The following is a 19,356-nucleotide window of genomic DNA, read 5'->3' on the forward strand; positions in this document are numbered from 1 at the left end:
TCAGCTCTTGCTGTCTTCGGTTTCAGGGTCGTAGCTGCGAGCTTCGACTGCGAGCATGACCGGAATACCATCCCGCACAGGGAAGGCAAGGCGGTCAGCCCGGCACAGCAATTCCCGGCTCTGAGGGCCCTGGTGACCGCGCAGGTCGTGTAGCGGGCCTTTGCACAGGGGGCAGACCAAAATTTCAATCAGGCGGGTATCCATCGCGGGTCCAGTGTCTTGTCAAATCAAACGGCGATCAGGCCGAGGCTGCACAGCTGCGCTCGCACTGCCAGATCAAAAGCGGGTTCGGGGCAGAAGTCTAGCGTGATCACCCAGACTTGGGTGTGGGGACGCTCCTGCGCACAACGCCGCGGGTCGAGCTTCACGGCGTCTTTTTCTGTCACCAACACATGGGCTGCGTCCATTTGCCAGGGCAATTCGGCAAAGTTGAAATGGTCGGGCAGAGGCAATGGCGTAAAGGCCAAGCCCAGCGCGCTGAGCATGTCGAAGAAGCGTTGTGGGTGAGCCATACCGGCGGCGGCCCAAACCTGTGGGCCGGGCCGCGTGGAAGCCGATGCAGCAGCTGCCTGCCGTATGAGCTGCAAGGTGGCTACCTGTGCGGCTTCGCCTTGCCACCAGCCATCCAGGCTGACAGCGCCGCCAAAGCCTCGCTTTGCGGTGAAACCGGGTAGGGGCGTCGTCGGCAGCGCCGCGTTGTAGAGCACCAGCTCCGTCGGCGCCACGTGCTTGCGAAAGGCTTGCCGCAGCGGGCCCGACGGGAGTACGCGTCCGTTGCCAATGCCCCGCTCGTCAAATACTACGATCGACAGTGCGCGTGGCATGCGAAGGTGTTGCAAACCGTCGTCGCTGACCAGCACCTGCAACTCGGGATGCGCTTGCAGCAGTGCGCGGGCCGCGGCCACGCGGTCGCGGCCCACCGCCACCGGGGCACCCGTGCGCAAATGGATCAGCAAGGGCTCATCGCCCACCTCGCGGACCTGCGAGGACTTGGACAGCACCGTTACCACGTCGCTGTTGCGCCCGTAGCCTCTGGAGACGACGCCCGCTTTAAGCCCCGCGCTACGCAGCAGGCTGAGCAGCGCCAGTGTGGTGGGGGTCTTGCCGGCCCCGCCAACAATCCAGTTGCCCACCACGATCACGGGGACGGGCAGGGCTTCGGTGCGGTAGAGATGGTGGCGGTACAGCTGACCCCTCAGGACTGAAATCAAGCGGTAAATCAGGCTGAGCGGCCACAGTGCGATCGACAACCAGGGCCATGACTTGCCTACCCCGTCCCACCACTCTTGCTGCAGCCGTGTGGCAAGGGCTTGCCCCAGGCCTTTCATCATCAATGGGCGCCGGCCTGGGCCGCGAAGGTGAGTTTAGAGAGCCCGGCCCGGCGCGCAGCGTCCATCACATTGATGACGGATTGATGTGCGGACGTTGCATCGGCTGACACGATGATCACGGTGTCGGCGTTACCTTCAGCAGCTTGCGCTAAGGCCGCGCTCAGGAGCTCAACCGTGCGCCCATCCACCGCTTGCGCGTTGACCATGTAGCGGCCATCGGCAGAGACCGCCACGATGATTTCTTTGGGGCGCTCTTTCAGTTTCTCGGCATCGGCCACGGGCAAACTCACCTGCAGTTCGGTGAATTTTGAGTAGGTCGTGGAGAGCATCAAAAAGATCAACACCACCAACAAGACGTCGATGAAAGGGATCAGATTGATTTCCGGCTCTTCGCGGTGACGCTGCCTGAATTTCATGACAAAGACGCGTCCATTCAGGCCAAAAAGCGTTTGAGATGGCTCAGCAATCGGTCGCTGGACTGTTCCATCTCCATCACCAAGTCTTCGACGCGACCGCGGAAGTATCGGTAGAACATCAAGCTCGGGATTGCAACCATGAGGCCAAACGCGGTGTTGTACAGCGCCACGGAAATACCGTGCGCCAGCATGGCGGGGTTGCCACCGCCCGGGCTTTGGCTGCCAAAAATATCAATCATGCCCACCACGGTACCCAGCAGGCCGAGCAGGGGGGCGGCCGTTGCGATTGTGCCCAGGGCGTTGAGGTAACGCTCCATTCGGTGGATGGCGCGTCGCCCGGCAATTTCAAACACTTGGCGCAGTTTGTCGTCGTTCAGATCAGGCTCGTTGGCCACGGCACGCAAGCCCGCAGCCAGGACTTCCCCGAGGGCCGAGTTTTCGGCCAGACGTTGAATCACCTCCGGTGCAGGCAAGGATTGTTGGCTGATGCTGAGCACTTCATCCAGCAGCTTGGGGGGGGCGATGCGGCTGGCGCGCAAGGTCGACAGCCGTTCAATGATCAAGGTGAGGGCCAGGATCGAGCAGATCAGCAGGGGCCAGATCGGCCAGCCTGCGGCTTGTATGATTGAAAACAAAGACAACCCCTGTCGAAAAATCCACCCGCAAAGACACCATGCCGTCGCAGGCGCCACACGCGGGAAGCAAATGATTGCGGGCGATTATGGCCTGAAGCGGCGGTCTTTCCGCCGAGGTCAAATCATGAGTTTCCCTGTCGAACTTTTTGTGGCGCTGGGGGCTTGATGTCGCGCATTGTTGGGCCGTCAAACAATCCACCGTTGCTGTGGATAACTTTGTGGGCAAGTGGCATGAATGGGGCGCACGCGCTTGAAAAATCAAGGCTTTCAATAAATTGCTTAAATCTTGGGCAGGAAAAAATAACTTGAAAAACAAACATTTATGGGCATGTGAATTTTCAATGACAGTCTCGCCAACGACCATGGGCTGCTGTGCCAATCGCTGTGCACTTGTTTCTGCCTGTGTTTGTGACGTACGGGGCACGGCGCAAGGCGGTTGGCTGTGGATTGCGCCATGAGCGAGCCTTGGCAAGGGGCCTCGCTGCGGCGAGTTTGGGGTGTGGCGGCCTTGTTGACGGCGGTCACCGACAGCCTCAACGCGCGCTTTGCGGTTTGCACGGTGAGCGGCGAAATCTCAGGATTCACCCGCGCTGCCAGCGGCCATTGTTATTTCAGCCTTAAAGATGCCGATGGGCAAACGGCGATGCTGCGCTGCGCCATGTTTCGGCGCGCAGCCGGTTTACTGGATTTCAGTCCCGGTGAAGGTGCTTTGGTGGAGGTTCGTGGACGCTTGGCGCTCTATGAGCCGCGAGGTGAGTTGCAATTCGTGGTAGAGGGCATGCGGCGCGCTGGCGCGGGCGCCTTGTATGAACAATTTCTGAGGCTTAAGGCCAAGCTGGATGCACAGGGGCTGTTTGACCCCTTGCGCAAACGTGCCTTGCCGGTGTTCCCTCGTCGGCTGGGGGTCGTCACCTCCACCGCGGGCGCGGCCCTGCATGATGTGCTGACGGCGCTGGCCCGGCGGGCGCCCCATGTCGAAGTCATTGTTTATCCCAGCGTGGTGCAAGGCGAACAAGCACCTGCAGCACTGGTTCAGGCCTTGGCGACGGCCAATGCGCGTGTTGCCGAGGATCAGATTGAAGTGTTACTGCTGGTGCGTGGCGGCGGTTCACTGGAAGATCTGTGGGCCTTCAACGATGAGCGTGTTGTGCGTGCGGTCGCAAACTCCGCGCTACCGGTCATTTGCGGTGTGGGGCATGAAACTGATGTGACGCTGGCGGATCTAGCGGCCGATTTGAGGGCGCCTACCCCGACCGCTGCGGCGGAATTGGCCGCTCCATCGCGCCAGACCCTGCTCGATGCGCTCAATGTGATGCAGGCGAATTTGAGTCGGCGGGTGGGGCAGGGCCTGGACAATATGAATCAACGCCTGGACCGGGCCGGGCTGCGCTTGTCCCGGCCGAGCGCCTTGATCACACGGCAGCGGCGATCGCTCGACCTCTTGGCCCAGCGATGGGGGCAGGTGGTGCCTCGGGTGCTGGCACTGCGCCGGCAAGGCTTGGATGCATGGATGCAGCGGCACGAGCGGGCGGCGCCTGCCGCCTTGCGTGCCCAAGACCAGCGCCTGCAGTCCTTGCAGGCGCGGTTGGCGGCACTGGACCCCAAACAAGTGCTGGCGCGTGGCTATGCCTGGTTGGACGATGGGCAGGGGCGTGCCTTGACGTCAGTCACTCAACTGAAGGTCGGCCAACAGGTGCATGCTGTTTTGGCAGATGGTGCGGTGGATCTGGAGGTTATCGGCACGCACGCAGGGGCTTAACCATGCGATTCGAGACGGTAGCAGGGAAGCTGCCTACAATCCAGCGCGACCGCTTGCCAGACCGGCTTGTCCGAAATTTTTTGCAACGAACGAGGAGTTGAAACATGGAACATCTTTTGCCCGCCTTGCCCTATGCCAAGGACGCCCTGGCCCCGCATTACAGCGTCGAGACGCTGGAGTTTCACCACGGCAAGCACCACAACGCCTACGTGGTCAATCTGAACAATCTGCAAAAAGGCACTGAGTTTGAAGCGATGACGCTCGAAGAGATCGTCAAGAAGTCGACCGGTCCGATCTACAACAATGCCGCCCAGATCTGGAATCACACCTTCTTCTGGAATTGCATGAAGCCCAATGGCGGTGGTGCTCCAACAGGTGCTCTGGCCGACGCCATCAATGCCAAGTTCGGCAGTTTCGATGCTTTCAAGGAAGCTTTCACCAAGAGTGCGGTCGGCAACTTTGGTTCCGGCTGGACTTGGCTGGTGAAAAAGGCTGATGGCACGGTGGAAATCGTCAATACTGGCGCCGCAGGCACGCCACTGACCACGGCAGACAAGGCTCTGCTGACCATCGACGTGTGGGAGCATGCCTACTACATCGATTACCGCAACCTGCGCCCCAAGTTCGTAGAGACCTTCCTCAATAACCTTGCCAACTGGGATTTTGCTCAGGCGAACTTCGCTTGAAGCTTTTCAGGAGCGCTGACGTCAGCCATTGACCTTGCGTTGCAACAAGAAAAAACCGGCCTCGGCCGGTTTTTTCTTTGTATGGAGACTGCAACGACGGCGTCATTTGGGCCAGGGTCCGCCGCTCATCTTGAAGCCGGGTTTGATGCCGCGCTTGGCAAACCAGCCTTGGTTCATTTCCAGCGCATAACGCACCGGCTTGCCGGAGCAATGGGATACCTCCGACATGGCTTGCATGTCGGCCACATTGACCACCGTGCCGTCGTCGGCCACAAAGGCGATGGACAGCGGGATCAAGGTATTTTTCATCCAGAAGCACTGGGGGTTGGCTTCTTCGAAGACAAACAGCATGCCAGCGCCCACGGGCATGCTGCGCCGGTTCATCAAACCGATCTGCCGTTCTTCAAAACTGCTGGCGACTTCGGCCTGGATTAAATGCATGCCGGCGGTGAGTTGCACTGACCGCAAGTGCTGGGGCTGGTCCTGAGCCAATGTGGGTAGTGTGCTCCACAGGCCACAACTGGCCAGACACAGGACGCGGAAAAACTTATTTTGCATGGCTGTCTTGATATATATCATGGGGGCTGACTCGGGGCTCACCTAGATTATGCTGCCTGAGGCCACTGTGGCGGTGCTGCGTGCCTGCTGCGTTAGGCCGGTTTAAGTCTTGGGCTATACACCCTGCATGATGACGATCTTTTTACCCTGCCAGCTTCCATGACTGCGATGGCTACAACGGATGACCCGCTGCTGTTGAGTCCCTTCACGCGTTGGCTGGGGCCACAGGGTGAGGCGCAGTTGGAGCCTACTGCGGCGTCGGTGGCGGAATCCCAGTTTCAACTCTCCGGCCTGCATTGCGCGGCATGCGCAGGCATCATCGAGCGAGCCTTGTTGGCCTCGCCTGGGGTGCAGGGCGCCACGGTCAATGCCGCCAGTGCGCGCTTGAAACTGCGCTGGGCGCCGCAGCAAACGAGCTTGGCTGCCATTCTGGCCTGCGTTGAACGTGCTGGTTATGGGGCGGCACCCGATGCAGCCGCGCCCGCCCGGGTCTTGCGTGAGAAGGAGCAACGCCAGGCCTTGTGGCGCTTGTTTGTGGCGGCCTTCTTGATGATGCAGGTCATGATGATGGCGGCCCCAGCCTATTTCGCGGCACCTGGCGACTTGAGTCCTGACCTGGCCCGTTTGCTCCAATGGGCCTGCTGGGTGTTGACGCTGCCGGTTCTGCTTTTTTCGGCGGGGCCGTTCTTCTCGGGGGCCTGGCAGCAATTGCGGCAGCGCCGTATGGGGATGGATGTCCCTGTGGTGCTGGGGCTGGCCGTTACGTTTGTGGCCAGCAGCGGGGCCTTGTTCGAGCCGCATGGGCGCTTTGGGGCGGAGGTCTATTTCGACTCGCTCACCATGTTTGTGACCTTCTTGCTGGCAGGGCGCTATCTTGAGTTGCGGGCACGCCATCGTGCAGCGGCGGAGTTGGAAAGGGCGGCCTCGGCCTTGCCTGATACCGTGGAGCGCCTGGCGGCGGACGGCAGCAGCGCTCAGGTGGCGCCTGTCCGGTTGCGTGTGGGTGACCGCGTGCGTGTCTGTGCGGGTCAGGCCTTTCCGGCCGATGGCGTGGTGGAAAGTGGTAGCAGCACCGCCAATGAAGCTTTGCTGAGCGGCGAGTCGGAGCCGGTTCGCAAGTCGGAGGGTGATGAAGTCGTTGCGGCCAGTTTGAATCTGCATGCACCCTTGGTGATTCGGGTCTTGCGCGTGGGCGCGGACACCCGTTTTGACGCCATCGTGCGTTTGATGCGGGAGGCCATGTCTCAGCGGCCGGCGGCCACCTTGCTGGCCGATCGGTTTGCCAGTTATTTCTTGTGGGTGGTCTTGCTATTGGCCGCCTTGGGTGCGGCCGTGTGGAGCTTTTTCGATCCCAACCGGGCGGTTTGGGTGGCGGTGTCCGTGCTAATCGTGACCTGTCCCTGCGCGTTGTCGCTGGCGACACCAGCCAGTTGGTTGGCTGCCACTGGGGCGCTGGCCCGCAGAGGGGTGTTGCTGGTACGCTTGGACGTATTGGATACTTTGTGCCGCATCGACACCGTGGTGCTGGACAAGACTGGAACCCTGACTGAAGACCGCATGGCGCTCTTGCGGCATTGGGTGACGTCCATTGACGGGGCCGAACCCGCAGTCGTGCCTGTAGCCGACGAGGTTGAGTCCGCAGACCGCATGTTGGCCGCCGCGCGCAGTTTGGCGCGATATTCTCAGCATCCATTTTCCCGCGCCCTGGTGCAGGGCAGCGTCGCTGCAGACTTTGCGGACGAGGCTTGGTCTGAGGTTCAAGAACTGCCCGGCTTGGGCCTTCAGGCGCGTGATGCACAGGGCCGATGGGTGCGCTTGGGCCGGCCCGATTGGGTGGCAGACGGTGCGGCCGTGCAGGACAGCGGTGCGCAACTCAGTTTTGGGGGTTCAGCGGGGTTCTTGCATTTGTGTTTCGGCGAAGTGCTCCGAGCCGATGCGCAGGAGACCTTGAAGCGTTTGCATGCACAGGGTTTGACGACGGTCTTGTTGTCGGGTGACGGTGGCGACCGGGTGGGTCATCTCGCGAGGCAGGCCGGTGTGCATTCATTTCAGGGTGACGCGCGGCCTGACGATAAAAAGGTGGCGGTCGCGAAACTGCAGGCCCAGGGGCACTGCGTGTTGATGGTGGGTGACGGCATCAACGACGCGCCCGTTCTGGCCTTGGCTGATGCCAGCTTCGTGATGGGGCAGGGCGCCATGCTGGCGCGAGCTGCGGCGGATGCCTTGTTGTTGTCCGGGCGCCTGGGGGACTTGGCGGTGGCGCGCGATCTTGCCTTGCGGACCCGCCGTGTCATCCGTCAAAACCTGGCCTGGTCGGCCGTCTATAACCTGGCGTGTATCCCCTTGGCCTTGATGGGCTATTTGCCGCCCTGGGCCGCCGGCTTGGGGATGGCCACCAGTTCTTTGTTCGTTGTTTTGAATGCTCAGCGCCTGGCGAAGCCGACGATGGCTGCGAAGGTGGGTTGAGTATGGATATTTTGTATTTGCTGATTCCTCTGTCGGTTCTCTTGGTGCTGATGATCGTAGGTGTATTCGGTTGGGCAATAAACAACGGCCAACTGGACGATTTGGAGCGCGAAGGGGGGCGAATCTTTGAAGATGCGGATGGGGTTGATGAAAATCAAGTGTCAAAACCTGACCCAGTTCAAGAATCCCGACCGTCACGTTAGCTAGTCAGTCATTAGAAGTTCAATAAGTTAGTCAAGCTGCAAGGAGCCAAACATATGGCAAAGTCTGCTGCGCCGGTGCTGCCCACCGGAAGCGTTTATGAGGATGGACCGGTGCGAGCCTTCGCGCTGGCTGCTGTTCTTTGGGGGGTTGTGGGGATGTTGGTGGGGGTGATTATTGCCTCCCAACTGACATGGCCAGAACTCAATTTGGGAATCCCATGGCTCAGCTACGGTCGCTTGCGACCCTTGCACACCAATGCAGTGATTTTCGCGTTCGGTGGTTGCTCGTTGATGGCGACCTCCTTCCACGTGGTGCAGCGCACGGGTCAGACGCGGTTGTTTGCGCCTGGCCTGGCTTGGTTCACGTTCTGGGGTTGGCAGTTGGTGATTCTGGCCGCCGCGATCACCTTGCCGCTGGGTATCACCCAGGGCAAGGAATACGCTGAGTTGGAATGGCCCATCGACATCCTGATCACCCTGGTGTGGGTGGCCTATGCGGTGGTGTTCTTTGGCACCGTGGGTACCCGCAAAGTCAAGCACATCTACGTGGCGAACTGGTTCTTCGGGGCCTTCATCATCGCGGTTGCTTTGCTGCACATCGTTAACAGCGCAGCCATTCCGGTCAGCCTGTGGAAGAGCTACTCGGCTTACGCCGGCGTGCAAGACGCGATGGTGCAGTGGTGGTATGGTCACAATGCTGTGGGCTTTTTCCTGACTGCCGGTTTCTTGGGCATGATGTATTACTACATCCCCAAGCAAGCGGGTCGCCCGGTCTATAGCTACCGTTTGTCCATCGTCCACTTCTGGGCGCTGATCTTTACCTATATGTGGGCGGGTCCGCACCACCTGCACTACACCGCCTTGCCGGACTGGGCGCAGAGCGTGGGCATGGTGTTCTCGCTGGTGCTGCTGGCGCCGAGTTGGGGTGGCATGATCAACGGCATCATGACCCTGTCGGGTGCCTGGAACAAGCTGCGTGACGACCCGATCCTGAAGTTCCTGATCGTGTCACTGTCCTTCTACGGCATGTCGACCTTTGAAGGTCCGATGATGTCGATCAAGACCGTCAACGCCTTGAGTCACTACACCGACTGGACCATTGGTCACGTGCACTCTGGTGCTCTGGGGTGGGTGGGCTTGATCTCGATGGGTTCGTTGTACCACTTGATCCCGCGCATGTTTGGCCGTACCGAGATGTACTCTAAGCGCGCCATTGAGTTGCACTTTTGGATCGCGACCCTGGGCATCGTGCTCTACATCGCCGCGATGTGGATTGCCGGTGTGATGCAAGGTTTGATGTGGCGTGCGGTCAATCCGGACGGCAGCTTGGTCTACACCTTCGTGGAAAGCGTCAAGGCGACCTATCCCTTCTATGTTGTGCGCCTGATCGGTGGCTTGCTTTACCTCAGCGGCATGCTGGTGATGGCCTGGAACGTGATCAAGACAGTGCAGATCGGCCGAGCCGAGCCGGTGCGCATTCCCGCTGTCCTGGCTCACGCTTGATCGATCAAGGAGAAAAATCAAAATGGCAAGCACAGAACACAAAGTCAGCGGCCACGAGAAGATCGAGACCAGCAACTTCTTGATGATCGCGCTGGTGTTGGCGACGGTCGTCTTGGGGGGGGCGGTTGAGATCGTGCCGTTGTTCTTCCAGCGCTCCACCACGGAAGCGGTGGCAGGCCTCAAGCCTTACACCCCGTTGCAACTCGCTGGGCGGGACATTTACATCCGTGAGGGCTGCTACAACTGCCACTCGCAGATGATTCGTCCCTTCCGGTCCGAGACGCTGCGCTACGGGCATTACTCCACGGCGGGTGAGTTCGTGTATGACCACCCGTTCCAATGGGGCAGCAAGCGTACCGGTCCTGACCTGCACCGAGTGGGCGGCAAGTACAGCGACGAATGGCATCGCATCCACTTGAACAACCCGCGTGACTTGGTGCCTGAGTCCAATATGCCGGCTTATTCCTGGTTGGCAAAAGCCAAGTTGGATCCGACGGAGTTGGCGCCCAAGATGCGTGCACTGCGTATCGTGGGCGTGCCGTACCAAGATGCTGAAATTGCTGCAGCGGCCGAAGAAGTCAAAGATCACAGCGAATTGGATGCCGTGATCGCCTATCTGCAGGTGCTTGGCACCGCCGTCAAGTGATGGAAGGGCATCAAGCGATGGACATCAATATTTTGCGCAGCGTCGTGACCCTGGTCTCGATGGTGGTGTTTCTCTTGATCGTTGGCTGGGCCTATTCCAGCCGCAATAAGGAACGATTCGACGAGCTGGCCCAGTTGCCGCTCGACGATGACGTTAGCGGGAGGTCTCAATGAGCGACTTTTTCTCGAATGGATGGTCACTGTTCGTGGCCCTGGGCACCATTGGTGGCTTGGCGTTTTGCCTGATTCTTTTGTTCATCGCCAGTCGCCACAAGGTGATGGCGGGCGACAACAGCACCGGTCACACTTGGGACGAAGACCTGCGTGAGTTGAACAATCCGCTGCCCCGTTGGTGGGCGATTTTGTTCGTGATCACGGTGGTGTTTGCTGGCATCTATTTGGCCATGTATCCGGGCTTGGGCACCCACAAGGGCAGCTTGGGCTGGAGCAGCGTGGGCCAATATGAGAAAGAGCAAACCGAGGCAACCCAGGCCATGGGTGCGGTTTACGCCAAGTTCGCCGGCAAGCCCGTTGAACAATTGGCGCAAGACCCTGAAGCCATGGCCATTGGCGAGCGCTTGTTTGCGAACAACTGCGCCGGTTGCCACGGCTCGGACGCCAAGGGCAGCAAGGGCTTTCCTAATCTGACTGACAGTGACTGGCTCTATGGCGGCAAGTACGAGACCATTGTTGAAACCATCACTCACGGGCGCAACGGTGTGATGCCGCCCATGGCGGGGGCGGTCGGCTCACCGGCAGATGTGCGCAACGTAGCCAACTATGTGCTGAGCTTGTCGGGCAGTGCACACAACGACATTGCTGCACAACTCGGCAAACCCAAGTTTGCGGCCTGTGCGGCTTGCCACGGTGCGGACGGCAAAGGCAATCAAGCGATCGGTGCGCCCAACCTGACCGACAAGATCTGGCTGCATGGCTGGGGCGAAGACGCCGTGATGGCCATGATCAATAACGGCAAGAACAACGTGATGCCTGCCCAGGCTGCACGTTTGAGCCCGGAGCAGATCAATGTGGTCGCGGCCTATGTCTGGAGTTTTTCCAACACTTCGGCTGCCGCCAAGTAACGAGCCGTCTCGCAGCAGAAAGCAGTAATGAGTGCCAACGTAGGCAAGTCGGACGAAGGGCGCGAAGCAGTTATCGAAATTGTTTCGCTGTATGCAGCGCAGAAAAAGATCTATCCACGTGCGGTGACGGGCCTATTTGCCCGGTGGCGCTGGGGTTTGGTCTGGTTCACGCAGTTGCTCTTCTACGGCCTGCCTTGGCTGCAGTGGAATGATCGGCAGGCGGTCTTGTTTGACCTTGCCAGCCGACGTTTCTATATTTTTGGCTTGGTGCTTTACCCGCAGGATTTCATCTACCTGACGGGTTTGTTGATGATTTCGGCGTATGCCTTGTTCCTGTTCACGGCTGTGGCAGGGCGTTTGTGGTGCGGGTTCGCCTGCCCCCAGACGGTGTACACCGAAATCTTCATGTGGATTGAAAAGCGCTTTGAAGGCGACCGCCAAGCGCGCATGAAGCTGGACGCATCGCCCTGGAGTTTCAATAAACTCTGGCGGAAAACTGGCACGCAGGTTACTTGGATTGCTTTGGGTTTGTGGACTGGCTTCAGTTTTGTAGGCTACTTCACGCCCGTCAAAGCTTTGTGGGCCGAGGCCTTCACCCTGGGTTTTGGCCCATGGGAATGGTTTTGGGTGCTGTTCTATGGCTTTGCCACTTATGGCAACGCAGGCTATATGCGTGAGCAGGTCTGCAAGTACATGTGCCCCTACGCGCGCTTCCAGAGCGCGATGTTCGACAAAGACACGCTGATCATCAGCTACGACGAAGAACGGGGCGAACCCCGAGGGTCGCGTGGCAAGAAGGTTGACGCCAAGGCGGCAGGCCTGGGATCTTGCATCGACTGCACTTTGTGTGTGCAGGTCTGCCCGACTGGCATCGACATTCGCAAGGGTTTGCAATACGAATGCATCGGGTGCGCGGCCTGTATTGATGTCTGTGATCAGGTCATGGACAAGATGAGCTATCCGCGCGGCCTGATTCGCTACGACACGCAAAACGGTCTGGCTCAACACTTGTCGCCCAGCCAGAAGTTGCGTCGGATTTTTCGGCCTCGCGTGGTGCTGTACAGCGTGATCTTGCTGGTGTTGTGTGTGGCGCTGCTGGGTAGCTTGCTGTTCCTCCGCAGCCCCGTGCGTCTCGATGTGGTGCGTGATCGTGGCGTGATGTCCAGGCAGGTAGAAGACGGCTACATCGAGAATCTCTACCGCCTGCAGGTCATGAATGCCAGTGAGACTCAGCAGCAGTTCACCGTGCAGGTCAGTGGCATGGCGGGTCTGCAGTTGGTCAAGCCTGTGGCGTTTGAATTGGCGCCCACCGAGGCGCGTTGGGTCTCCATCGCATTGCGCGTGCCGCCCGAGACGGCGGCCCAGGCAGGGGCTGGTGCGCATCACATTTTGATTGGCTTGACCGGGCATTCCCTCGACAAGGCGGGCGCCATTCAGGGCAAGATTGAACTCATTGAAAAGTCGACGTTTGTCGTGCCACGTTGATGGCGAGACAACACCACAAACGGTGTTAGCGGTGAAGAAGAACGAACTCCTCAGGAGAAAACGATGAAGCAAGGCGATACAAACAAGTCCTCAGGACCTTGGTGGCGTGAGGGCTTTATGTGGTTGGTGGTAGGGGGGCCGAGCGTGGTGGTGGTGGCGAGTTTTGTGACGCTCTTTTTGGCCCTGCATTTCCCTGAGCAGGTGCTGGAGGAGAAGACACCCGCCCAAGAGCGCGAAGCGTCTGAGCAAGCCGCGAACAAGGCAGCTTCGATGGCGCCAGCGCTCAAGGCACGCAATCACGCGGCAACCGGCGGAAATTGATCATGGCGGCGTCGTCACCCCAGCAATCCTCGGCATCTGAGGTGCCGACGCAGCAAGATTTTTCACCCGAGCCGGGGTTCCGCCCCATGTCTCGGTTGGCGCGGTGGGCCATGGCGATCGCCTGGCCAGCGTTTGTGATGGCGGGTGTGATGGAGGCGCTGGTTTTCGCCGTCGTTGATCCTGGTGATCTCACTTGGTTCGGTGCTGAGCGCATGGACCTGTCGCGACAGGCGGTCTATACCCTCAGTTTTCTCATCTTCTGGGGCGTCATCAGCTTGGCTTCTAGCATCAGCTTGGCGCTGGCTACTTTGCCTGATGCGCTCGGGCCAGCCCATCCCCGTAAGTGGCCACAATAAAACGGCCACCGCCAAAGCGACCGCTTTGCTTGGGACTTGCTGCGGCGCTCTCCGGCCCTTGATTTTCAGCAAGCGCTGCTGTTGACCAATTTTTGCAGGCCGGCCTGATCCAGGATGCGCAGGTGGCGCTGTTTGACTTCCAGCAAACCCTCTTCCTGAAACTTGGAGAAGGTTCGGCTGACGGTTTCCAGTTTCAAGCCAAGGTAGCTGCCGATTTCTTCTCGAGTCATGCGCAGCACCAAGGCCGCGGCAGAAAAACCGCGGGCCTGAAGGCGTTGCGTGAGGTTCAGGAGAAATGCGGCCAGGCGCTCTTCGGCACGCATGCTGCCCAGCAAGAGCATCACGCCGTGGTCCCGAACAATTTCGCGACTCATGATTTTGTGGAACTGGCGCTGCAGGTCGGTGAATTCACGCGACAGCTCTTCGAGCTGTTCAAACGGAATCACGCACACCTGGGAGTCTTCCAGTGCCACTGCATCGCAGCTGTGACGGTCGGTACTGATCCCGTCCAGCCCCAGCAACTCACCGGCCATTTGAAAGCCGGTTACTTGATCGCGGCCATCTTCGGACGATACACAGGTCTTGAAAAATCCGGTTCGCACGGCATACAGCGACAAAAATGGGTCGCCGCTGCGAAACAAGGTGTCGCCCCGCGAAACTTGCCGGCGAGTGGCAACCAATTCGTCGAGATGATCCAGGTCGTTCGACGACAGCCCAACCGGTAGGCACAGTTCCCGCAGATTGCAGCTGGAGCAGGCGACCTTGAGGGGTTCAATCTTGATGGGTACGGTGACGTTCATTTAGTGGATTATGGGTGATGCGATCTGCGCAATGCAGTTGGGTCGATGCGGACTGTGGTGATTTGCCTTCGTCGACTTCATGCTTGGCGATGGCCAGTCAGGCACGCGTCATGATTTTTCTCAAACGCGGCGAGCATTGAGGGGGATTGTTAGGCGAATGATTGGCACCATCCTTGATCCTGATCAAGTGGTTTGCCGTCTTCATTGGCACCATGACGCCATGGTTCAGATCACCTTGCCTTGCCCAACTTCCGACTTGGAAGCGCCCGCCACTATCATCACCGAAGCCTTGCTGAAACGGTTTGATGTGTCGGGGCCGCGTTACACCTCCTACCCCACGGCGGACCGATTTGTCGAGGCCTATACCGCCGAGCAATATGTCCAGGCCTTGGCTCAGCGGGCGAGTGGGTCCCAGATTGGCGGGGGCACGCCCTTATCCATCTACGTCCACATCCCTTTCTGTGAGTCGGTGTGTTACTACTGCGCCTGCAACAAAGTCATCACCAAACATCATGACAAAGCGGGCGAGTACCTTCAGGCGCTGATCACCGAGATGGATTTGACCCTGGCCCATCTGGGGCGTGGGGCTGGTGTGTCGCAATTGCATTTTGGCGGCGGCTCACCGACTTTTCTGAGCGACGCTGAGTTGACGATGTTGATGGCGGCCTTGCGGGAGCGGTTTCGCATCGTCGCCGGGGCGGAGATTGCCATTGAGGTAGATCCACGGACGGTCAGTACGGGCCGCCTTCAGCATCTGCGCGGCCTGGGTTTCAATCGATTGAGTTTTGGGGTTCAGGACTTTGACCCGCATGTTCAAAAAGCGGTCCATCGTCAGCAAAGTTTCGACAGCGTCGAATCCTTGATGACAGCGGCCCGTGAGTTGGGATTTGAGTCCACCAACGTCGACTTGATCTACGGTTTGCCGTTGCAAACTCCCGAATCATTTGCACGCACCATTGCGCAAGTTGGCGCATTGAAGCCTGACCGTATTGCCCTGTATGGTTATGCCCACCTGCCGCAGCGCTTCAAGCCACAGCGACGCATTGATGAGACCCAGTTGCCTGCAGGCGGTGCCAAGATGGTCATGCTCCACAGTGCGATCGAGGGGTTCATGGCCCACGGTTATAGCTATATCGGCATGGATCATTTTGCGCTCAGCAACGATTCGCTGGCGGTGGCCAAGCGGCAGGGGCGCCTGCACCGAAATTTCCAGGGCTACAGCACCCAACCCGATTGTGATTTGATCGCTTTGGGCGTGTCCGCCATCGGGAGGGTCGGCGCCAGTTACAGCCAGAACGTTAAAACGCTGGACGCCTATTACGACGCTTTGAATCAAGGGCAATTGCCGATTGAGCGCGGTTTGGCATTGAGTCGTGACGACTTGGTGCGGCGTGCCGTCATCATGGCCCTGATGTGCCAGGGCAGGGTTGAGTTTGAGTCGATTGCGCTGGCGCACCTCGTTGACGTGCGTGAGTACTTCAAGCCGGAGCTTGAACGCCTGCAAGAGTTGGCAGAGCAAGGCTTGGTCACCCTGGAGGGCGAGGCCATTCAGGTAACGCCTATGGGTTGGTTCTTTGTGCGAGCCGTGGCCATGGTGTTCGATCGTTATTTGCAAGCCGACCGCAGCCGCGCACGATTCTCTAAAATCATCTGATGATTGATGCAGCCCTGGCGGGCTCGGCCCTGCTTATGGGCTTGGCCGGCGTTCCTCATTGCTTGGCCATGTGCGGTGCCGCGTGCGCTGGATTGACGGCGTCAGCAGGAGCGAGCCGCGCTGCTATGTGGGGGTTTCAGGCCGGGCGATTGATCAGCTACGCCGTGGCTGGCGGTCTCGCCGCTGGCAGCGTCAATGTACTGGCGCAACTGGGGCAGACCTCGGCCTTGCTGCGGCCTGTGTGGGTATTGCTGCATGCTGCCGCGTTGATGCTTGGTTTTTTCCTGTTGTGGCGGGGCCGCCAGCCAGCGTGGCTGGAGCAGCTTGGGCAACAGGTCTCGCGTCGCGTTGTGCGCGCCGCTGCCGATGGGGCCGCGCCCGTTGCGGTGCTCTCGGCTGAGGGCCTGCGCGGCGGTGGAACCTCGTGGTCGGTGCCTGGGCGCGCGACCATCGGCGGCTTGGCCTGGGTGGCATGGCCCTGCGGCTTGTTGCAATCGGCGCTGTTGGTTGCCGCGCTCGCCAGTGGGCCAGTGCAGGGGGGCTTGGTCATGGCGAGTTTTGCCTTGCCATCCGGCTTGGGCCTCGCGTTGGGTTCTTCTGTTTTGTTGCGCTTGCAGCAATCGGGCGGAGCGTTCAGCGGCGCGCGGGCCATGCAATGGTCCGTTCGATTGAGCGGCTTGGGTCTGGCCAGCGCGTCCGCCTGGGCCCTGGGCCACGGGGTGTGGGAGCAGGTGGCTGCCTTTTGCCGCTGAGTCTCACCGGCCGATCAGGCGCCGATCATCACACAGGCTTCTTCTGAACATCAAATTTCTGAATGACAGCTTCAGCTTCGCGAAAGCTCGGCTGGCTTAGAATTAGACTTTTCTGTCCAACACTACGACGCTCTGCGGAGACGAATAAAATGTATCAACACATCCAGGTGCCTGAAGGCGGTCAAAAGATTACCGTCAATGCCGACTTCTCCCTCAACGTGCCTGATCAACCCATCATTCCTTTCATTGAAGGCGATGGCACCGGCTTTGACATCACGCCCGTGATGATCAAGGTGGTCGATGCTGCTGTGGCCAAGGCCTATGCCGGCAAGAAGAAGATCCACTGGATGGAGATCTACGCTGGCGAGAAGGCCACCAAGGTCTACGGCCCCGATGTGTGGTTGCCAGCTGAGTCGCTGGAAGTGCTGCGTGAATACGTGGTGTCGATCAAAGGCCCGCTGACCACCCCCGTAGGCGGTGGCATTCGCTCCTTGAACGTGGCCCTGCGTCAAGAGCTGGACCTCTATGTTTGCCTGCGTCCTGTGCAGTACTTCAAGGGCGTGCCTTCGCCCGTGAAAGAGCCGCACAAGACCAATATGGTGATCTTCCGTGAGAACTCGGAGGACATTTACGCCGGCATCGAATTCGAAGCCGAAAGCGACAAGGCCAAGAAGCTGATCAAGTTCTTGCAAGACGAGATGGGCGTCAAGAAGATCCGTTTCCCCGAAACCTCGGGCATCGGCATCAAGCCGGTGTCGCGCGAAGGCACCGAGCGTCTGGTGCGCAAGGCCATCCAGTACGCCATCGACAACGACAAGCCCAGCGTGACCATCGTGCACAAGGGCAACATCATGAAATACACCGAAGGTGGCTTCCGTGATTGGGCTTACAACCTGGCGCAGAAAGAATTTGGCGCTGAGTTGATCGACGGCGGCCCATGGTGCAAATTCAAGAACCCCAAGACGGGCAAGGAAATTGTCGTCAAGGACTCCATTGCTGACGCCTTCTTGCAGCAGATCTTGTTGCGTCCCGCCGAGTACTCGGTGGTGGCTACGCTGAACTTGAACGGCGACTACATCTCCGACGCCCTGGCCGCTCAAGTGGGTGGCATTGGTATCGCCCCCGGCGCCAACCTGTCGGATTCGGTGGCTTGCTTCGAAGCGACGCACGGCACGGCGCCCAAGTATGCTGGCAAGGACTACGTCAACCCCGGCAGCGAAATCCTGTCGGCTGAAATGATGCTCCGCCACATGGGCTGGATCGAAGCTGCGGACCTGATCATCAGCTCGTTGGAAAAGTCCATCGCCAGCAAGAAGGTCACCTATGACTTCGCCCGCTTGATGGATGGCGCCACACAAGTGTCTTGCTCTGGCTTTGGCCAGGTCATGATCGACAATATGTGATGGAGTTGCCAGGGGCCTCCCTGGCCTTCCGTGCCCACATCCAAACCCCGCAGCTTGCAAAGCTGTGGGGTTTTTTTACTGGGCGCTCTGCGGACGGGGCAGGCCGGGCCGGGCCGGCTATTTACGCCGATATTTCTTCATGAGGATTGAGGCGGCTCAAGCGCTTGTGCGAGGAGCGAAAGCGGGCCCTCATGGCCGCCCTATACTGAAGTTGCCTTGACTTGCATCTAGGCGCTGCGCTGGCAGCAAGGTTTTTCTATCGCAGTCATACGGAGGGACATCATGCAATTCCAACTGAACACCGACGAGCATATCCAAGGAACCGAACAGCTCGCTGCATGGGTTGAAACTGAATTGAAAGGCAAGCTCACCCGCTTTCGGGACCAACTGACACGCATTGAGGCGCATATGAGTGATGCCAATGGCGTCCGGGTGGGTGACCATGACAAGCGGTGCAAGCTCGAAGCCCGTATGGCCGGCTTGCAACCCGTTGTGGTGAGCCATGATGCGGGCACCGTTGCGGATGCCTTGCACGGCGCCGCGGACAAATTGCTGCGTGCGCTGGATTCAACCGTGGGCAAGCTGAGAGACGCACACGGTCGCGACACGATTCGGGGCGCCGCCGCCGACGCTGTTGACGAACTCTGAAATCTGATGTTTTAAAACTCCCGGCATGCCTGATGAATACATCGGACATGCCGGGGTCGGTGAGCCGCGCACCAAGGCAGGCTGTGTTGTGCGGTCAGTGCTTGGCGCTCACTGCCATCGCGATCACGCGGCTTGGTTCATCTGTAGCGGCTGCTGTGTCGTTGCGCCCGTCAATTGCGTGATGTTTTGAGCCAGTTGCCCCTTGGGGCCCTGAATCAGCTCGAAGCTGACCTTGCTGCCCTGCTGCAAGGTGCGAAACCCTTCCATTTGAATTGCTGAGAAGTGGGCGAAGATATCTTCGCCGCCTGTTTCGGGTTCAATAAAACCAAATCCTTTGGCGTCGTTGAACCATTTCACTGTACCGAGTGCCATTTCAAACTCCTCCATCCCAAAATCACTGATGTCTTGTGCATCGAAGTTGATTTTTAGTGGGCGTGCCACACGCTGTCAATTGAGGATCTGCCCGTATTCAGGCTTCACGGGCGCGCGTTGCGCGAGTGATGCTTGAGCATGAAAAAGGCGACTGTCCAAGGCAATTCAACGCTTGCAATTTTCGGAGTTGTCGCAAGATGAATGGGTCAGCAGCAGGAATGACTTGCTGTCTATAGAATCAAGACATGCCAGATTTTCCCAGTCAACCGCCAGCGCCACCG

23 protein-coding genes are annotated in these 19,356 nt (G+C 59.1%); 15 read left to right on the top strand and 8 right to left on the bottom strand.

The features are described 5' to 3' along the window. The 5 genes from PRZ01_RS01565 to PRZ01_RS01585 are packed head-to-tail and all read right to left on the bottom strand — an operon-like array spanning position 1 to position 2,761. The gene (locus PRZ01_RS01565; protein ID WP_273594984.1) at positions 1-204 is read right to left on the bottom strand and encodes a Trm112 family protein; all 204 of its coding nucleotides are present in this window, start codon (positions 202-204) and stop codon (positions 1-3) included. Between the two features lie 23 nt (positions 205-227). Next, positions 228-1,331 (bottom strand): tetraacyldisaccharide 4'-kinase, encoded by a 1,104-nt coding sequence (gene lpxK / locus PRZ01_RS01570; RefSeq protein ID WP_273594985.1) that lies wholly within the window; start codon positions 1,329-1,331, stop codon positions 228-230. After that, positions 1,331-1,747 carry an ExbD/TolR family protein gene (locus PRZ01_RS01575; RefSeq protein WP_273594986.1) on the bottom strand — a complete coding sequence of 139 codons (417 nt, stop codon included), beginning with the start codon at positions 1,745-1,747 and terminating at the stop codon, positions 1,331-1,333. The genes lpxK and PRZ01_RS01575 overlap by 1 nt, the downstream gene beginning before the upstream one ends. Before the next feature lie 17 nt (positions 1,748-1,764). Next, positions 1,765-2,382 carry a MotA/TolQ/ExbB proton channel family protein gene (locus PRZ01_RS01580; protein ID WP_273594987.1) on the bottom strand — a complete coding sequence of 206 codons (618 nt, stop codon included), beginning with the start codon at positions 2,380-2,382 and terminating at the stop codon, positions 1,765-1,767. Beyond that, positions 2,300-2,761: a hypothetical protein gene (locus PRZ01_RS01585; RefSeq protein ID WP_273594988.1), complete on the bottom strand. Its 462-nt coding sequence runs from the start codon at positions 2,759-2,761 to the stop codon at positions 2,300-2,302. Before PRZ01_RS01585 ends, PRZ01_RS01580 begins: the two co-directional genes overlap by 83 nt. Positions 2,762-2,836: 75 nt before the next feature. On the opposite strand from PRZ01_RS01585, the gene xseA reads away from it, so the two are divergent. Further along, positions 2,837-4,141 (top strand): exodeoxyribonuclease VII large subunit, encoded by a 1,305-nt coding sequence (xseA, locus tag PRZ01_RS01590; protein ID WP_273594989.1) that lies wholly within the window; start codon positions 2,837-2,839, stop codon positions 4,139-4,141. Positions 4,142-4,245: 104 nt separating this feature from the next. Then, on the top strand, positions 4,246-4,827 hold the full coding sequence (locus PRZ01_RS01595) for a superoxide dismutase (RefSeq protein ID WP_273594990.1): 582 nt from the start codon (positions 4,246-4,248) through the stop codon (positions 4,825-4,827). A gap of 102 nt (positions 4,828-4,929) precedes the next feature. On the opposite strand, the gene PRZ01_RS01600 is transcribed toward PRZ01_RS01595, so the two are convergent. Continuing rightward, on the bottom strand, positions 4,930-5,385 hold the full coding sequence (locus PRZ01_RS01600) for a DUF192 domain-containing protein (protein ID WP_273594991.1): 456 nt from the start codon (positions 5,383-5,385) through the stop codon (positions 4,930-4,932). Positions 5,386-5,553: 168 nt separating this feature from the next. Here PRZ01_RS01600 and PRZ01_RS01605 point away from each other — a divergent pair, with 168 nt between their 5' ends. The 9 genes from PRZ01_RS01605 (at position 5,554) to PRZ01_RS01645 (ending at position 13,446) form a co-directional block, all read left to right on the top strand. Next, complete coding sequence (locus tag PRZ01_RS01605; RefSeq protein WP_273594992.1) at positions 5,554-7,851, top strand: heavy metal translocating P-type ATPase; 2,298 nt, start codon at positions 5,554-5,556, stop codon at positions 7,849-7,851. 2 nt (positions 7,852-7,853) lie between these two features. Further along, on the top strand, positions 7,854-8,054 hold the full coding sequence (gene ccoS / locus PRZ01_RS01610) for a cbb3-type cytochrome oxidase assembly protein CcoS (protein WP_273594993.1): 201 nt from the start codon (positions 7,854-7,856) through the stop codon (positions 8,052-8,054). A gap of 54 nt (positions 8,055-8,108) precedes the next feature. Continuing rightward, the gene (ccoN, locus tag PRZ01_RS01615; protein ID WP_273594994.1) at positions 8,109-9,557 is read left to right on the top strand and encodes a cytochrome-c oxidase, cbb3-type subunit I; all 1,449 of its coding nucleotides are present in this window, start codon (positions 8,109-8,111) and stop codon (positions 9,555-9,557) included. Between the two features lie 22 nt (positions 9,558-9,579). Continuing rightward, positions 9,580-10,203 (top strand): cytochrome-c oxidase, cbb3-type subunit II, encoded by a 624-nt coding sequence (gene ccoO / locus PRZ01_RS01620; protein WP_273594995.1) that lies wholly within the window; start codon positions 9,580-9,582, stop codon positions 10,201-10,203. Next, positions 10,203-10,376 (top strand): cbb3-type cytochrome oxidase subunit 3, encoded by a 174-nt coding sequence (locus tag PRZ01_RS01625; protein WP_409993791.1) that lies wholly within the window; start codon positions 10,203-10,205, stop codon positions 10,374-10,376. Before ccoO ends, PRZ01_RS01625 begins: the two co-directional genes overlap by 1 nt. Continuing rightward, entirely contained in the window at positions 10,373-11,284 is a 912-nt protein-coding gene (gene ccoP / locus PRZ01_RS01630; protein ID WP_273594996.1) for a cytochrome-c oxidase, cbb3-type subunit III, read from the top strand. Before PRZ01_RS01625 ends, ccoP begins: the two co-directional genes overlap by 4 nt. Before the next feature lie 27 nt (positions 11,285-11,311). Further along, entirely contained in the window at positions 11,312-12,769 is a 1,458-nt protein-coding gene (gene ccoG / locus PRZ01_RS01635; protein ID WP_273594997.1) for a cytochrome c oxidase accessory protein CcoG, read from the top strand. Between the two features lie 63 nt (positions 12,770-12,832). After that, a complete protein-coding gene (locus tag PRZ01_RS01640; RefSeq protein ID WP_273594998.1) occupies positions 12,833-13,090 on the top strand; it encodes a nitrogen fixation protein FixH in 258 nt (85 codons plus the stop codon). A 110-nt stretch (positions 13,091-13,200) separates the two neighbouring features. Continuing rightward, the gene (locus tag PRZ01_RS01645) at positions 13,201-13,446 is read left to right on the top strand and encodes a hypothetical protein (protein WP_273594999.1); all 246 of its coding nucleotides are present in this window, start codon (positions 13,201-13,203) and stop codon (positions 13,444-13,446) included. A 65-nt stretch (positions 13,447-13,511) separates the two neighbouring features. Here the strand turns inward: PRZ01_RS01645 and fnr are convergent, their stop codons facing one another. Beyond that, complete coding sequence (gene fnr / locus PRZ01_RS01650; protein WP_273595000.1) at positions 13,512-14,246, bottom strand: fumarate/nitrate reduction transcriptional regulator Fnr; 735 nt, start codon at positions 14,244-14,246, stop codon at positions 13,512-13,514. A gap of 220 nt (positions 14,247-14,466) precedes the next feature. Between fnr and hemN the strand changes: the two genes are divergently transcribed. The 4 genes from hemN (at position 14,467) to PRZ01_RS01670 (ending at position 18,703) form a co-directional block, all read left to right on the top strand. Then, positions 14,467-15,900 (top strand): oxygen-independent coproporphyrinogen III oxidase, encoded by a 1,434-nt coding sequence (hemN, locus tag PRZ01_RS01655; RefSeq protein ID WP_273595001.1) that lies wholly within the window; start codon positions 14,467-14,469, stop codon positions 15,898-15,900. Further along, complete coding sequence (locus tag PRZ01_RS01660; protein WP_276597884.1) at positions 15,900-16,652, top strand: sulfite exporter TauE/SafE family protein; 753 nt, start codon at positions 15,900-15,902, stop codon at positions 16,650-16,652. Before hemN ends, PRZ01_RS01660 begins: the two co-directional genes overlap by 1 nt. A gap of 149 nt (positions 16,653-16,801) precedes the next feature. Further along, on the top strand, positions 16,802-18,055 hold the full coding sequence (gene icd / locus PRZ01_RS01665; protein WP_273595002.1) for an NADP-dependent isocitrate dehydrogenase: 1,254 nt from the start codon (positions 16,802-16,804) through the stop codon (positions 18,053-18,055). 282 nt (positions 18,056-18,337) lie between these two features. Further along, positions 18,338-18,703 (top strand): HPF/RaiA family ribosome-associated protein, encoded by a 366-nt coding sequence (locus PRZ01_RS01670; protein WP_273595003.1) that lies wholly within the window; start codon positions 18,338-18,340, stop codon positions 18,701-18,703. A 123-nt stretch (positions 18,704-18,826) separates the two neighbouring features. Here PRZ01_RS01670 and PRZ01_RS01675 read toward each other — a convergent pair whose 3' ends face one another. Beyond that, positions 18,827-19,075, bottom strand: coding sequence for a cold-shock protein (locus PRZ01_RS01675; RefSeq protein WP_273595053.1), 249 nt, complete (start codon positions 19,073-19,075; stop codon positions 18,827-18,829). Between the last annotated feature and the right edge of the window lie 281 nt (positions 19,076-19,356).

It is taken from the genome of Roseateles koreensis, assembly GCF_028595305.1.
In the GTDB taxonomy this organism is placed as follows: Bacteria; Pseudomonadota; Gammaproteobacteria; order Burkholderiales; family Burkholderiaceae_C; genus Paucibacter_A; species Paucibacter_A koreensis.

Bases quoted from the DNA above. Each gene is read 5' to 3' on its own strand.
- ccoP (WP_273594996.1), top strand. From the start codon at position 10,373: ATGAGCGACTTTTTCTCGAATGGATGGTCACTGTTCGTGGCCCTGGGC.
- PRZ01_RS01660 (WP_276597884.1), top strand. From the start codon at position 15,900: ATGATTGATGCAGCCCTGGCGGGCTCGGCCCTGCTTATGGGCTTGGCC.
- hemN (WP_273595001.1), top strand. From the start codon at position 14,467: ATGGTTCAGATCACCTTGCCTTGCCCAACTTCCGACTTGGAAGCGCCC.
- PRZ01_RS01605 (WP_273594992.1), top strand. From the start codon at position 5,554: ATGGCTACAACGGATGACCCGCTGCTGTTGAGTCCCTTCACGCGTTGG.
- PRZ01_RS01640 (WP_273594998.1), top strand. From the start codon at position 12,833: ATGAAGCAAGGCGATACAAACAAGTCCTCAGGACCTTGGTGGCGTGAG.
- PRZ01_RS01575 (WP_273594986.1), bottom strand. From the start codon at position 1,747: ATGAAATTCAGGCAGCGTCACCGCGAAGAGCCGGAAATCAATCTGATC.
- ccoO (WP_273594995.1), top strand. From the start codon at position 9,580: ATGGCAAGCACAGAACACAAAGTCAGCGGCCACGAGAAGATCGAGACC.
- PRZ01_RS01595 (WP_273594990.1), top strand. From the start codon at position 4,246: ATGGAACATCTTTTGCCCGCCTTGCCCTATGCCAAGGACGCCCTGGCC.
- ccoS (WP_273594993.1), top strand. From the start codon at position 7,854: ATGGATATTTTGTATTTGCTGATTCCTCTGTCGGTTCTCTTGGTGCTG.
- PRZ01_RS01675 (WP_273595053.1), bottom strand. From the start codon at position 19,075: ATGGCACTCGGTACAGTGAAATGGTTCAACGACGCCAAAGGATTTGGT.
- PRZ01_RS01625 (WP_409993791.1), top strand. From the start codon at position 10,203: ATGGAAGGGCATCAAGCGATGGACATCAATATTTTGCGCAGCGTCGTG.
- PRZ01_RS01565 (WP_273594984.1), bottom strand. From the start codon at position 204: ATGGATACCCGCCTGATTGAAATTTTGGTCTGCCCCCTGTGCAAAGGC.
- PRZ01_RS01645 (WP_273594999.1), top strand. From the start codon at position 13,201: ATGGCGATCGCCTGGCCAGCGTTTGTGATGGCGGGTGTGATGGAGGCG.
- icd (WP_273595002.1), top strand. From the start codon at position 16,802: ATGTATCAACACATCCAGGTGCCTGAAGGCGGTCAAAAGATTACCGTC.
- ccoN (WP_273594994.1), top strand. From the start codon at position 8,109: ATGGCAAAGTCTGCTGCGCCGGTGCTGCCCACCGGAAGCGTTTATGAG.
- fnr (WP_273595000.1), bottom strand. From the start codon at position 14,246: ATGAACGTCACCGTACCCATCAAGATTGAACCCCTCAAGGTCGCCTGC.
- ccoG (WP_273594997.1), top strand. From the start codon at position 11,312: ATGAGTGCCAACGTAGGCAAGTCGGACGAAGGGCGCGAAGCAGTTATC.
- PRZ01_RS01600 (WP_273594991.1), bottom strand. From the start codon at position 5,385: ATGCAAAATAAGTTTTTCCGCGTCCTGTGTCTGGCCAGTTGTGGCCTG.
- lpxK (WP_273594985.1), bottom strand. From the start codon at position 1,331: ATGATGAAAGGCCTGGGGCAAGCCCTTGCCACACGGCTGCAGCAAGAG.
- xseA (WP_273594989.1), top strand. From the start codon at position 2,837: ATGAGCGAGCCTTGGCAAGGGGCCTCGCTGCGGCGAGTTTGGGGTGTG.
- PRZ01_RS01670 (WP_273595003.1), top strand. From the start codon at position 18,338: ATGCAATTCCAACTGAACACCGACGAGCATATCCAAGGAACCGAACAG.